This is a genomic window from Acidimicrobiales bacterium, assembly GCA_035531755.1.
Lineage (GTDB): Bacteria > Actinomycetota > Acidimicrobiia > Acidimicrobiales > UBA8190 > DATKSK01.
In genome coordinates this window covers 1-13936 of the sequence record DATKSK010000009.1, presented here as the reverse complement: position 1 = coordinate 13936, position 13936 = coordinate 1, and the positions used below count along the sequence as shown (strand labels likewise).

The following is a 13936-nucleotide window of genomic DNA, read 5'->3' as shown; positions in this document are numbered from 1 at the left end:
CCGGAGCGGCACCTACGGGGATCGCTATGTCGGTTACAAACGGCGGTGGAGGAAGTGCGGCGCTCGCAGGTTCGGACGTGTTCTCTGACGGGAATCACTACCTGGTCGAGGAGAGCGACGGAGTCGCCGGGAATTATGACGCCACGCCGTCCGAGGCGGTCGTCGGGGCGCAGCTCACCAACGGCGGGGGTGCCCTCGCCGTCGGGACCGATCCGTACGCCGTGAACTGGACGATCCACGACACTGGCACGACCAGCGTGTTCGTCGACGCCGTGTCGAGTGTGGCCACCCTGCCCGGTGTCAACGTGATCTGCACCTCGACGACGCAGTCCGACTCCAATCAGTCGTCGAATTGCACGCCAGGTTCGTTCGACCTGGATACCGCGGCGCACTTCGCCAACCCGGCCAACCCGGCGCTGAACGGGTTGGGAACACTGAACAACACCATGCCGGCCAACAAGACGGCGATCGGCGCGGGAGCCTCGCTCAGCTTCACGGTGTACATGACCGGCGGCAACAACAACGCCGAGGTGGTCGTCGACTCGACGTCGAACGCCTTGTCGGCAGCCACGGTGACGGCGCAGGTGGCCACCGACCCCTTCGGCTCAGCCATCGAAGGGTCGACCATCGGAACGGCGTCGTCGGCGTCGCTGCAGTGGCTGCCGGTGGCGAGCGCCTCCTCGGTGGCGGGCACCCTGTCGGCCCACGACTCGGTCGAGTCGGCCGAGCCCGACGCGACCCATGACTGGGTCGTCCTCACGGGGGTGTCGACCGCCGTCCTGGCGAACTTCGACCAGACGACCGGTCAGACCTACAGCGCAAGCGGGGCCGGTGTCTCCGAGGCGACGTTCGAGAGCGACATCGCGGGCGGCTCCTTCCCGACGTTCTCGGCCGGCGGCTACGGCTCGCCGGGCCAGGCGAACGCCCTGGTGTCGTCCTCGCCGCCCTCGCCGCCCTCTCCGCCACCGCCATCCCCATCCTCCCCGCAGCACTACTGGACGGTGGCATCGGACGGCGGCATCTTCGCCTTCGGCGCACCGTTCCACGGGTCGACGGGCGCCATGACGCTCAACAAGCCGATCGTCGGCATGGCGGCCACCGCCGACGGGGGTGGCTACTGGCTGGTGGCCGCCGACGGTGGGATCTTCTCCTTCGGCGACGCCGCCTTCCACGGGTCGACGGGCGCCATCAACCTGAACAAGCCGGTGGTGGGCATGGCGGCCACGGCCGACGGGGGTGGCTACTGGCTCGTGGCGTCCGACGGGGGCGTCTTCTCCTTCGGCGACGCCGCCTTCCACGGGTCGACGGGTGCCATGACGCTCAACGAGCCGATCGTCGGCATGGCGGCCACCGCGGACGGGGGTGGCTACTGGTTGGTGGCCGCCGACGGTGGGATCTTCTCCTTCGGCGACGCCGTTTTCCACGGGTCGACGGGCGCCATCCACCTGAACAAGCCGGTGGTGGGCATGGCCGTCACGAGCGACGGCAGCGGCTACTGGCTGGTGGCGTCCGACGGCGGGATCTTCGCCTTCGGCGCCCCGTTCTCGGGCTCGACCGGCGCCATGCACCTGAACGCCCCCATCGTGGGGATGGCCGCCGACCCGGTCACGGGCGGCTACTGGCTGGTGGCGTCCGACGGCGGGATCTTCGCCTTCGGCGCCCCGTTCACGGGTTCGATGGGTGGCCTGTCGCTCGCCCGCCCGATGGTGGGGATGGCGGAATCACCGACGTAAGGTTCGGTGTGCAAACGACACGGGTCACGCTGCTCCCGGGCGACGGCACCGGGCCCGAGCTCGTGGCCGCGGCGTGCCGCGTCCTCGAGGCGACCGGCGTGCACCTCGAATGGGAGACCCTCCAGGTGGGCCAGGCCGCCGGGCCCGGATCGGGGCTCCCCGACGAGGCGCTCGCCTCCGTCCGCGCCAACCGCGTGGCGCTCAAGGGCCCGGTCACGACGACCAAGGAACGCCGCGGCCCGCGCTCGGTGAACGTGGAGTTGCGCAAGGCCCTCGACCTCTACGCCCAGGTCCGCCCGGTCCGCAGCCGGCCCGGTATCCGCACGCCCTTCTCCGGTGTCGACCTGGCCGTGATCCGCGACACCACCGAGGACCTGTACGGAGGGGTGGAGTTCGAGGCCGGCGCGCCCGAGACCGAGGCACTCATCGAGACCGTGAACCGCGCCGGGCGCGGGGAGGTGCGCCCGGGGTCGGCGATCGGGATCAAGCCAATTTCCGAGGCGGCCAGCCGGCGGGTCGTGGCCTTCGCCATGGAGTACGCGCGCGACCACGGCTACGGGCATGTCACCGCCGTGCACAAGGCGAGCGCCATGCGCTCGACCGACGGTCTCTTCCTGGAGGTGGCCCGCCACGTCGCCCAGGACCATCCCGACGTGGCCTTCGACGAGATGCTGGTGGACTCGACGTGTGCGGCGCTGGTACGGCGGCCTCAGGAATTCGGCGTCCTCGCCACCCTCAACCTCTACGGCGACATCCTGTCGGACCTGGCCGCCGCGCTCGTCGGCGGGGTGGGGCTCGCCCCCGGCATGAACGTCGGTCCCGACGCCGCGGTGTTCGAGGCCGCCCACGGCTCGGCGCCGAAGTACGCGGGGCTCGGCAAGGCGAACCCCATGGCCATGATCCTGTCGGGGGCGCTGCTCCTGCGACACCTGGGGGAGGGCGACGCCGCCGCCCGGGTCGAGGCGGCCGTGGACGCCGTCGCCGCCGAGGGCCGGACGCTCACCTACGACCTCGAGCGCACGCCCGCCGACCTCCCGCCGGCGTCGACCGACGAGGTGGCGTCGGCCGTGATCGCCGCCCTCGGGCGGCCGTAGCGCTCACGCCCGCGTCATCGTCCAGCCCGCCACCACCACGGTCGACCCCGTGGCCGTCTCCGTGACTGTCTCCGTCACCGACACGGCGTAGCGCCCCGGCGCGTGGCCGCCGGTGACCGTCACGGTGGTGGACAGCGTGACGCCCGTCACCGTGTCGCCGGCGGCGCGCAGGGTGACGTCGAGGGGGCTCAGGTAGGCCGGGACGTGCGCGCCCACCAGGGGCGTCGGCGGCGACACTCCCGGCGCCACGGCCGACCACCAGTCGAGGCGGTCCTGCGCCAGCGCCTTCACGCCGGCGATGAACCCCGACACGGCGGCGCTCTGCACGAGGAGGGGGGCGGTGGACTGCGACCACGTCTGGCCGGGCGTGCCGGCCAGTGTGAGGGTGCCCATCGGGATCGAGTTGGTGGTGAGCGTCAGGCCTTGCGAGGCCAGCGCCGCCGGTGCGGGCACGGTCGGCGCCGCCGCGCCCGACGCGTAGGTGAGGATGGCGCCGTTGGTGCTCGTCGACGACGCTTCGGCCAACGTCACCACGTACCGCTGCGGGGTGAACCACAGGGCGTTGGTGGGCCAGCACGTCACCAGGGTGAGCGTGGGGCCCGGCGTGTTGTAGACCGGCGCGCCCTGCGTCACCACGGCGTGGCTCTCCACGACGAAGGTGGACGTCGTGCACGGTGTCTCGTAGAGCACGGTGTCGCCCGCCTTCAGCGCCGGGAGGTTCACGAAGTAGGACACGTCGTGGGCCTCGAGCACTGCGGTTCCCGCCGTCCCCGGCCACACCGAGCTCGGCAGGTGGCCGACCGCCACCTCGAGCTGGGCGTCGCCCACCCCCTCCTCCACCGGGGCCACGAGCCCGAGGGCGGGGACCACGAGCAGGGCCCGGACATCGCCCGTGTCGGCCGCCCCGCACGAGCCGAGCTTCACCCGCGAGGGGTCACCGACGACCTCGGTGGGCCGGGTCGTGGTGACGCCCTGCTGGTAGCGGTGGACGAGGGCCTTGCCGGCCACCTCGCTGTGATGGGTCCACAGGGTGGCGTCGAGCTGCCAGGCCCCGGCCCCGGCGACGAGGAGCACTCCGGCGAGGACCAGCCCCCGGTACGGCCAGCGTCGCCGACCGGCCGACGCTGCGCGCCCGACCCGGGTCGACGACCGGACCATCCCACGCTCCCTTCGGAGGCGGCGATGACGGCCAGAAGGGCGGTCATGCTGTTCCTGGTTCCATCGTAGTTCGACCTGGAGTGGTGGCGGCCACACGATCCGTGAACATCTTCCCGTCGGCCACGACGGCCACAGCTCGCGGGAGTGGTGCCGGAGGATCCGATGGCACGAGCGACGTCCCGGGGTCCAGGCAGACCCCCGGGAGTAGGCTCTTCCCCCAGTGAACCGCTGGAAGTCACGGAGCGTGGGGCCGGTCGCCCCGACCCGCGCGCGGCGTGGGCACGAGGCGTTCGGGCCCGACTGGGACACGACCCCGGCGGACCCCACCGCCATCGTCCCCGACGACCGCGGGCCCGAGGCGGACCGGCTCCTGCGCCAGGCGCTGGGCCGTCACATGTTCCTGGGCGAGGCCGCCCTGGTCGTCAGCTGGGCGCTGTTCGCGGTGATCGTCTTCCGCTTCCTCGTCGAGAGCCACCGGACGGCGGCCAGCATCACCCTGGGCTGGCTCTTCGTCGGGGGCAGCTTCGTCATGGTCCTGGTCATCCTGCTGTTCCGGCGGGTGGCCGAGCGCCGCATCCGCCTGGGCCTGCACGACGCCGGCGTGGCGCTGCGCTCCATCCAGTCGGTCACCGACCCGGGCCTGTCCTTCCTGCCGCTCGACTCCCTCCTCGACGAGCTGCTGGCCCGGACCGGCCGGGTGGTGGGGGGCGACGTGGCCGCCATCTTCCTGCTGGCCGAGGACGGCGCCACCCTGACGGTGCGGGCCTCCTACGGCCTGGACGCGCCGTCCACCGAGGACGTCCACGTGCCCGTGGGCGAAGGGGTCGTCGGTGAGGTGGCCGCCCGCGCCCAGGCGGTCATCGTCAACGACGTCGAGGCGGCGGCGACCGCACCCATGCTGCGCGAGCAGATGGCCTCGTTGGTGGCCGCGCCTCTCCTCGTGGGGGGCATGGTCATCGGCGTCGTCCAGGTCGGCACGCGGGCCCATCACCGGTTCCAGGGCCGCGACCTGCAGCTGCTGCAACTGGTGGCGGACCGATCGGCCGCCTCCATCGAGCGGGCCCGGCTGGACGAGGCCGAGCGCCGCAGCCGGCTCGGTGCCGAGCACGCCCGGCAGCACGTGGCCTTGCTGGCCCGCGCCGCCGACGTGCTCGCCACCGCGTTGGAGTCCTACGACGAGGCCATGGTGCGGCTCGTCGAGGTGGTCGTCCCGTCGTTCGCCGACTGGTTCTCCGTCGACGTCGTGGACGAGCAGGGGACGCTGCGCCGGGTGGCCCACGGCGCGCGCGGGCGCCTCGCCGAGACCACGGCCCGCCACCCCCACCCCGAGGGCGAGACGCTCGTGCGGCAGGTGCTCGCCAGCGGCCGGCCCGAGGTCGTCATGCGGTCGCGTCGAGACGGGGCGCCCCACGGTGGTGAGCCCGCGGCCTACGGCAGCTACATCGAGACGCCGGCCGATTCGAGGATCGAGTCGATGTTCGTGGTGCCCGTGCACCTGCGCGGCCTGTCGTTCGGGGCGCTCAGCTTCGTCACCGGGGAGGGCCGGCGCGGCTACCGCCGCTCCGACCTCGAAACCGCCCGCGGCCTCGCCGAGCGGGTCGCCATCGCGGTGGAGCGCGTCCTGCTGTGGAGCGAGAGCCGCCAGGCCGAGCAGGCCGCCACCCGCCACGCCGGCCAGCTGCGCCGTCTCATGGAGGCCGCCCTCGCCGTCAACGCGCCGCTGGCCGAGCCCCAGGTGCTGCGGGTCCTGTCCGAGCACGCCCGTCGGGTGCTCGACGCCGGGCAGGCGGTGGTCCTGGCCGTCCCGGTGGGCGACGGTGCGGCGCCGTCGGGCACAGCGGTCGACGCCGAGGCCGACACCGAGGTCGAGGTGGAGGTGGAGGTGACCGCCCCGGTGGGTCTGCTCGAGGCGACGGCGCCCGTCGTCGACGGCGCCCGTCGTCTGATGGCGCGCGCCAACCGGCCGATGCGCCATGCCGGCGGCGTGCTCGAGGGATTCGACGACGCCGCCGCCGCCGCCGATCTGGCCGTCATGGGCTCGCCCACGGTCCCGTGGATGGCGGTCCCCCTCGTCGACTCGACGGGTACGCGCCGGCGGGCCATCGTCGTCCTCGGGAGGGATCGGCCCTTCAACGTCGAGGACGAGTCGGTGCTGGTCCTGCTGGCCCAGATGGCCACCGTCGCCCTCGACAACGCCCGCCTCTACCAGGCCGTGCAGGGCAACGAGCAGCGCCTGCAGGCCGTCGTGGAGTCCTCACCCCTCGCCATCGCCGAGCTCGACCTCGATGGCGTGGCCACGTGGTGGAACCGCGCCGCGGGGACGCTGCTCGGATGGGACGGCGCGACGTCGGGACAGCGTCGCATCCCGGCCGCCGACAGCGCGGCCTCCTCGATGCTGGCCCGTCTGTGGGAGCGCACCCGGCACGGCGAGGCGACGGTGGGCGTACAGGTGACGGCCCGGCGCGACGACGAAGTGGTCGAGCTGTCGGTGTCGACGGCCGCGCTCCAGGACCACGAGGGGACGGTGACCGGCATCCTGGCCGTCGCCGAGGACGTCACCGAGCGCCAGCGGATGCTCGAGCAGTTCCAGCAGGCGGAGCGGATGGGGGCCATGGCCCGCCTGGCCGGCGGCGTGGCGCACGACTTCAACAACCTGCTCACCGTGATCCTCGGGTGCAGCGAGATCATGTTGCGGCGCCTCGCCACCGACGACCCGCTCGTCGCCGAGGTGGAGGCCATCCAGCGCGCCGGCGAGCGGGCCGCCGCTCTCACGAGCCAGCTCCTCGCCATCGGCCACCGCCAGGTCGGCCAGCCCGAGGTCGTCGACCCCGACGCCGTGGTGGGGGCCATGGCGCCCATGCTCACCCGGGCGCTGGGGGAGGACGTGCAGCTCGACCTGATCCCCGCCGAGCCCGCCGGCCGCATCCTCGTCGACCCGGCCGAGCTCGAGCGCGCCGTGCTCAACATGGCCATCAACGCCAGAGACGCCATGCCCAGGGGGGGCCGGTTCGTCATCCGGACGCGCATGGTGGGGGCCGAGCGGCCCGTGCCCCAGCAGATCGTGGCGCTGGCGGTGGGCGACACCGGGATGGGCATGGACGCCGAGACCGCCGAGCACTGCTTCGAGCCGTTCTTCACGACCAAGGGGATGGCCAAGGGCACCGGGCTCGGGCTGGCGGCGGTCCACGCCATGGTGACGCAGGCCGGCGGCCAGGTGAGCCTCGACACCGCGCCGGGGCGCGGCACGACCATCACGCTGTGGTTCCCCGCCGTGGAGGCCGAGGACCGCCAGCTCGAGGACGGGCCGCCCGAGCTCGACACGAGCGTCGGCGACGAGCTCGTCCTGGTGGCCGAGGACGAGGACGAGCTGCGGCGCCTGGCGGTGCGCGAGCTCGAGGAGCGCGGCTACCTCGTGCTGGCGGCCGCCAACGGGGTTGAGGCGTTGGCCGTGGCGCGCTCGCTCGAGCGCCCTGTCGACCTGCTCGTCACCGACGTCGTCATGCCCGAGATGAACGGCGTCGAGCTCGCCGAGACGCTCGTGGGCACGTGGCCCTCGATGGCCGTGCTGTTCGTGTCGGGGCACCTCGACGAGGCCGCCATGACCCGCAACCCGCTCGACCTCGACGCCGACCTGCTGCCGAAGCCGTTCACGCCCGGCCAACTCGGGCGCCGGGCCCGCCAGGCACTCGACCGGGCGGCCGCCGTCCGGGACAGCCGGCCGCTGCCGGCGCAGCAGCGTGACCGGGCGACCGGGACCTGATCAGGGCTCGAAGCGGTACCCCACGCCTCGGACGGTGCGCACCCAGCGCGGCGTGTCGGGGTCGGCCTCGATCTTGCGGCGGATGCGGCGGATGTGCTCGGTCACCGTGCCGGCGTCCTGCCACTCCGACGAGGAGTCCCACACCTGGGCGAGCAGCTGCTCCCGGGTGAAGACCTGGCGCGGTGAGCCGGCCAGGAAGGCCAGCAGGGCGAACTCCTTGGCCGTCGTCTCGACCAGCGTGCCCGCCACCCGGATCTCGCGGGCCAGCGTGTCGATGGACAGCTCGCCGAACTCGAGGGCGCCGGTGGGTGCCGCCGGCCTGCGGTTGGAGCTGCGGCGCAGGACGGTCCCCACCCGGGCGGCCAGCTCGGCGGGGGAGAACGGCTTCACGATGTAGTCGTCTGCACCCAGCTTGAGGCCGAGGACCCGGTCGGTCTCCTGGCCCCGGGCGGTGACCAGGATGACCGGGATGTCGCTCGTGCGGCGGATGGCGGCCAGGACGTCGAAGCCGTCCTCGGTGGTGAGCATGACGTCGAGGATCACCAGGTCGGGGGGCGTCTTCCCCAGGACGCCGATGGCCTCGACCCCGGTGGTCGCCTCGGTGACGCGGTAGCCGTCGGCCTCGAGCAGTCGCGACAGCATGCCCCGGACCTCGGGGTCGTCGTCGACGACCAGGAGCTTCCCGCACGATCGGGTCGGCACCGCCGCGGGGCGGGCCGGTTCTGCCGCTGCCACTTTCGCCACCACCGTCTCCCGACTGCTCCGCCACTCAATCCATTGGCTCGGTCACCAAGCGTAGTGGGCGGGGTCCCCCTACCTGAAAGGCCTCGGGCTGTTTCCCGCACCCTACCGCCCGCGATGGGTCGCCTGACCTACGGCACCGGAGCCCGGGCGGGCTCGCGCGCAAGTTGGGGGGGGGTTGATGCGCTGTAGGTCGGGCGGTGGTCTGGGCGGTGCACACTCGGGTCGTGGCCGCTGGTTTCAAGCACAGAGGGGGCGTCCACCTGGCCCCCGTCATCGAAGGCTCCCTCCCGGGCGACCGCCGGACCGAGCCTCCGACGGTGCTCGTCGTGGGTACCGACGACTGGGCCATCGAGCAGTCGGCGACCGAGCTCGAGGCCGGCGGGTGCACCGTGCTGCGCTGCCATGAGCCCGGTGAGCCGGCCTTTCCTTGCAACGCCCTGATCCAGGGAAGGACATGTCCTCTCGACGTGGGCTTCGACGTGGTGGTCACCGTCCGTGCCCGACCGCTGAGCGAGCCCTCCCAGGCCGAGCTCGGCGTGGTCTGCGCATTGCACCAGGGAGTCCCACTGGTGGTCGCAGGCGTCGCCTCCGAACGGCCCTTCGGGCCGTGGGCGGCACTTGCCGTCGAGCAGGGTGGTGACGTGGTAACGGCATGTGAGAAGGTGACGGGAGCGACACCCGTGGCCATCGCCTCCGGATCTCGGGTTCGTCCCGCCGAGGAGCATGTCCCTGTGCCCAGCACCGCCGCCACCTGATCCCAGAATCTCCCGAGCGACCCCCATGCCCGTTGCCCGCAGCACCGCGGAGATCGATGTCTGGCTCGAGGAGCTCTGGCAGACGCGTGGCACCGACCTGCTGCTCACCGCCGGTGCCCCCCCGCTCGTGCGGGTCGACGGAGAGATGCGCCCGGTCACCGGCGGCGAGATGTTCAGCACGATCTCGGTCGAGCGGGTGATCAAGGACGTCATCGGCCCGGACCTGGTGGCGAGCTACGAGGCAGAGCGCGAGATCGACTTCGCCTTCAGTTGGAAGGACCGGGCCCGCCTGCGCTGCAATGCCTTCCATCAGCGCGACACGTGTGCGCTGTCCCTGCGGATCATCCCCTACGAGATCCCCGGGTTCGCGCAGCTCGGCATCCCCCCGGCCGTCGAGGCCTTGGTGGAGCTGCCGATGGGATTGGTCATCGTCACCGGCCCGACGGGCTCGGGAAAGTCGACGACCCTGGCGGCGATGATCGATTACATCAATCGCTACCGCAAGTGCCACATCATCACGATCGAGGACCCGATCGAATACGTCCACGCCAACCATCGGTCGGCCGTGAGCCAGCGAGAAGTCGGGACTGACACGGTGTCCTTCGAGCGGGCGCTGCGCTCCGTGCTGCGCGAGGACCCCGACGTGCTGTTGGTGGGTGAGATGCGCGACCTCGAGAGCATCGCCACCACCCTCACCATCGCCGAGACCGGGCACCTGGTGTTCGCCACGCTGCACACCAATGACAGCGCCCAGGCGATCGACCGCATCGTGGACATCTTCCCGTCGGACCGTCGCGAGCAGATTCAGGTCCAGCTGGCTTCGACCCTCGAGGGCGTGATCTACCAGCGCCTGGTGCCCCGGATCGGTGGAGGGCTGGTCTCCGCCTACGAGGTGCTGATGGCCAATCACGCCGTGCGCAACCTCATCCGCGAGGGCAAGACCCGCCAGCTGCGCAACGTCGTCTCCACCCACCAGTCGGAGGGCATGCAGACCCTCGAGATGGGCCTGAACCAGCTGATGGCCGAGGACCTGATCGATTACGAGACGGCCCTCCGGGTGAGCCTCTACCCGAAGGAGGTGGAGCGGCCCCGGCAGTACGCGCAGATGCAGAAGGTCCAGGCCCCCGAGCCTGTTCTCGAACCGGTCATGCCCGGCGCGATGGTGGCCAGCCCGGACAACCCGCGGGTGACCTCGTTCTGAGCCGATCCGTCCGGAGTCGAGGAACGATCCAGCCTACGATGGAGGTGTCCGACCATCGGTGGGGAAGAGACCACAGAGAATGGCGATACCCCCGACTGAGAGAGAGATGACGCCAACGCGACCGTCACGAACGCAGAACGACGGTCACCGTGCGCGGCGCCGGAGCCGCCCGGGTCGCCACGCGCCATTCGGGCCGCGCCGGGCCCGTGGCCCGCGTCGCCCGCCTCGCAGGGGCGAGGAGGGCTTCACCCTGATCGAGCTCCTCATCGTGCTGGTCATACTCCCTCTCGTCATGGGGGCGATCGCCATGGTGATGATCACCATGCTCAAGAACCAGCAGGGCATCCAGGGCAAGGTCACGGATTCGGCCGCAGCGGCCACGGCCTCGACCTACTACGTCCGTGACATCCAGAGCGCCTCCAGTGTGACCACGGCGGCCAACCCGGCGAGCGCGCCCCAACAGTGCAGCGCCTCGGGCCTGTCCGGCTCGAAGACGTTCCTATTGGGTATGCAGCTGCAGGGCGTGTCGACGGTGGTGTCGTACTACACCTGGACGCCTGCACCCGCTGCGCCCTCCGAATTGGTGCGGTTGTACTGCCCGCAAGGTTCGTCGACACCCCAGAGCCGAGTGGTCCTGTCCGACAACGTCAGCACCACGAACCCCCCCGCGCCCGTCGTGAACTGCGTCTCACCCACTCCCACCAGCATCCCGACGGGGGTGACCTGCAATCCCGGCAGCGACTGGACCTTCACCTACATGGTGTCGACCGTCACGCTCAACGTGACTCAGGGATGCTCCACCCCTGGCGTCGCCTGCGCCCCGTACCAGTACGCCCTCACGGGTGAGCCGGTGTCGGGGATCCCGGTGCCCCCCATCGTTCGACCCAACGCCGCGCTGACGCTCCTCGGGATCGGTACGGACATCTCCTTCACCAACTTCAGCTCCCAGGACGACGTCTGTGTCGTGGGTTCCGCACTTCAGGGCTACGACTACAGCCACGGTGTTCCCGCCATCAGCAGTGGCTTTCTGAGCCTCGGCAACAGCGTCACGACGACGAACACCGCATCGTGCACTCCGGCGTCGCAGAGCACCGGCCCCTGGGACTACGTCTACAACTGCCTCAACGACAACACGACGGGGAGCATGTGTCCCACGAGCGGCGGCCACGATGCAGTCTCGGGGAATGGCGTCGACGTCAAGCCGTATCCTGTGTCGACGAGCCAGCCGGTCACCGACCCGCGGGCCGTATGGGCTTCGCAGAACAAGCCGGCACCCATCACCTCACCGAGCGGGTCGTGCACGGGCGGCTCGACGATGTCATGCACCCCCGGCCTGTACGCGAACGGGCTCAACATCACCAGCCACCGGAACGTGACTTTCCAACCCGGCCATTATCAATTCGGGGCGAACGGGTGCGGGAGCTCGCTGTGCATCGGTAGTAGCGACACCGTGAATTTCGGATCGGGGCACTACACCTTCACCGACGGGCTGAACGTGTCGGGATCCGGGAGCGCTCTGTGCGGGGGCGGCACCGCCACCAGCGCGTGCCCGAGCCCTCCATCCGGAGGCGTCTTCTTCTACGTCCAGGACGGCACGACGAACCTGGGGAACGTCAACTTCGCCAACAACATCGAGCTGGCGCCCATCCCGACGACGATGACGTCGGATCCGTATAACGGGGTCCTGCTGTGGCAGGACGCGACCGACAACGCGCCGGTGTTCCTCGCCAGCGCCGCTTCCTCGGTCAACACCTACGGCGGCGTGATCTACGTCCCCGACGCCACGATCAGCCTGTACGGGTTCGGCGACACCATCAGCACGGGCCCCATCGTGGCGCAAAGCATGCTGTTCAACTTCTGCTTCAACCTCCGCGTCACGATCCAATAGGTCGGCTTCCGGGATGGTCCGTTTCAACAGTGGTCAGGCTCGTGCCGGAAGGAAGACGGGCGCGACGGCCCGACGGGGCCGGTCGGGCCCGGGTGAAGAGCTCCGCCGTCGAGCAGCACCCTCCGAGGCCGGCGACACCCTGATCGAGATCTTGATCGCCATCCTCGTCATCGCCCTGACGGTGACCGCCCTGCTCGGTGGGCTCGTCACCGCCATCACCAGCTCGACGACAGCGCAGAGCCTCTCCACGGTGGATTCCGTCCTGAACGGCTTCGCCCAGGCCGCCCAGTACGAGATCCAGCAGCTTTCTGCGCTTCCGAACTGGAACTGCCGAACGACGCCGTACCGCCTCGTGGGCACGCCGTCGCCGGCGTCCGGTCCCGCAGGGTCGTCGGCGACCGTGTTCGTGACGGGCTTCGCCGCCAACCACACCGTGACCGTGACGGTCGGTGCGGCGTCGGCCACCGTTACGAGCGGCTCGACGACGGACGCCAACGGCGACGCCGCCGTGACCTTCACCGTCCCGAGCGGCCTGACCGGGTCACAGATCGTTTCCGTGAGCGACGGCACCGCCACACCCTCGCCGACCGCCTTCTCGGTCGGCGGCACCGCCAAGGGCACCACGCCGGCGGGGTACGCGGTCTCCGTCGACAACCCGGTGCAGCAATGGGACGCCCAATCCGCCCGATGGGTCGCGACGACCTCTCCCAACTGCCCGCAAAGCGGAGCGCAGCTCATTCGCGTCGTTGCGCGAGCCCCGGACGGGTTCGCAGGATCGCTGAGCTTCGTCGTCACCGGGACGGCGAATACCACCGTGCTCGTTTCGGCAACATCGTCCTCGACGACGCCCACCTACGGTGACACCGTGACGTTCACCGCGACGGTGGTCCCGCCCAACAGCACCACGCCTGCGCCGACAGGGAGCATCCAGTGGACCTTCGCACCGAGTCCCGGCTCGCCGTCGTGTGCGGACTCCGCCCTGAGCACGATCGCCGGGACCAACACGTCTCGGGCCACGTGCACGGTGAGCAGTGCCCAGGTGGGGACGTACTCGGTGACAGCCGGCTACCCTGCGCAGGGTATTCCGGGCAACTACGGATCCGGCAGTGGCTCGGGGGCGATCACCGTCGGTAAGGCTGCGTCGTCGACCACCGTGACGGAGGTCTCGTCGCCCTCACCCGCCCAGCCTGGTTCGACGCTGACGTTCACCGCCACCGTCGGCGCCAATCCTCCCGTGGCCGGGGACCTGAAGCCGACGAGCACGGTGGCGTGGTCGATCACCGCACCGTCCGGGCCCAATCCCACCTGCACCCCCTCCCAGATGACCAACCCGAACGGCCTGACGGGCACCAACACCGCCACGTGCTCGGTCTCGAATGCGGTGGTCGGGACGTACTCGGTGACGGCGTCGTACGGCGGCGACGGCAACTACACCGACAGCCAGGGGGTCGCGAGCACCAGCGTGGCAAAGGCGACCCCGACGCTCAGCTTCACGACGACTCCGCCGAGCCCCCAGCCGGGATCGACGTTCACGGTCACGGTGACCGTGAACGGGCCCAACGGCGCCCCCAACCCCACCAACACGGTCACCTGGACGATCACG

At 71.0% G+C, this 13936-nt stretch carries 9 protein-coding genes; 7 read left to right on the top strand and 2 right to left on the bottom strand.

The genetic code is table 11. The annotated features are described in order from the left end of the window. The first annotated feature begins 77 nt into the window (after nucleotides 1-77). Together VMV22_02080 and VMV22_02075 are read left to right on the top strand one after the other, a co-directional pair. Nucleotides 78-1733, top strand: coding sequence for a hypothetical protein (locus VMV22_02080; GenBank protein HUY21107.1), 1656 nt, complete (start codon nucleotides 78-80; stop codon nucleotides 1731-1733). A gap of 8 nt (nucleotides 1734-1741) precedes the next feature. Continuing rightward, complete coding sequence (locus VMV22_02075; GenBank protein HUY21106.1) at nucleotides 1742-2827, top strand: isocitrate/isopropylmalate family dehydrogenase; 1086 nt, start codon at nucleotides 1742-1744, stop codon at nucleotides 2825-2827. A gap of 3 nt (nucleotides 2828-2830) precedes the next feature. Here VMV22_02075 and VMV22_02070 read toward each other — a convergent pair whose 3' ends face one another. Beyond that, nucleotides 2831-3985, bottom strand: coding sequence for a class D sortase (locus VMV22_02070; GenBank protein ID HUY21105.1), 1155 nt, complete (start codon nucleotides 3983-3985; stop codon nucleotides 2831-2833). A gap of 220 nt (nucleotides 3986-4205) precedes the next feature. Between VMV22_02070 and VMV22_02065 the strand changes: the two genes are divergently transcribed. Beyond that, on the top strand, nucleotides 4206-7745 hold the full coding sequence (locus VMV22_02065; GenBank protein HUY21104.1) for a GAF domain-containing protein: 3540 nt from the start codon (nucleotides 4206-4208) through the stop codon (nucleotides 7743-7745). Here the strand turns inward: VMV22_02065 and VMV22_02060 are convergent, their stop codons facing one another. Continuing rightward, complete coding sequence (locus VMV22_02060; GenBank protein HUY21103.1) at nucleotides 7746-8489, bottom strand: response regulator transcription factor; 744 nt, start codon at nucleotides 8487-8489, stop codon at nucleotides 7746-7748. 224 nt (nucleotides 8490-8713) lie between these two features. On the opposite strand from VMV22_02060, the gene VMV22_02055 reads away from it, so the two are divergent. From VMV22_02055 to VMV22_02040, 4 genes are all read left to right on the top strand, one after another. Beyond that, the gene (locus VMV22_02055; protein ID HUY21102.1) at nucleotides 8714-9244 is read left to right on the top strand and encodes a hypothetical protein; all 531 of its coding nucleotides are present in this window, start codon (nucleotides 8714-8716) and stop codon (nucleotides 9242-9244) included. A gap of 25 nt (nucleotides 9245-9269) precedes the next feature. Beyond that, complete coding sequence (locus VMV22_02050; GenBank protein HUY21101.1) at nucleotides 9270-10445, top strand: type IV pilus twitching motility protein PilT; 1176 nt, start codon at nucleotides 9270-9272, stop codon at nucleotides 10443-10445. Nucleotides 10446-10524: 79 nt separating this feature from the next. Continuing rightward, the gene (locus VMV22_02045; GenBank protein HUY21100.1) at nucleotides 10525-12333 is read left to right on the top strand and encodes a prepilin-type N-terminal cleavage/methylation domain-containing protein; all 1809 of its coding nucleotides are present in this window, start codon (nucleotides 10525-10527) and stop codon (nucleotides 12331-12333) included. A gap of 151 nt (nucleotides 12334-12484) precedes the next feature. Beyond that, the coding region (locus VMV22_02040; GenBank protein ID HUY21099.1) for an Ig-like domain repeat protein at nucleotides 12485-13936 on the top strand (1452 nt) is incomplete at its 3' end.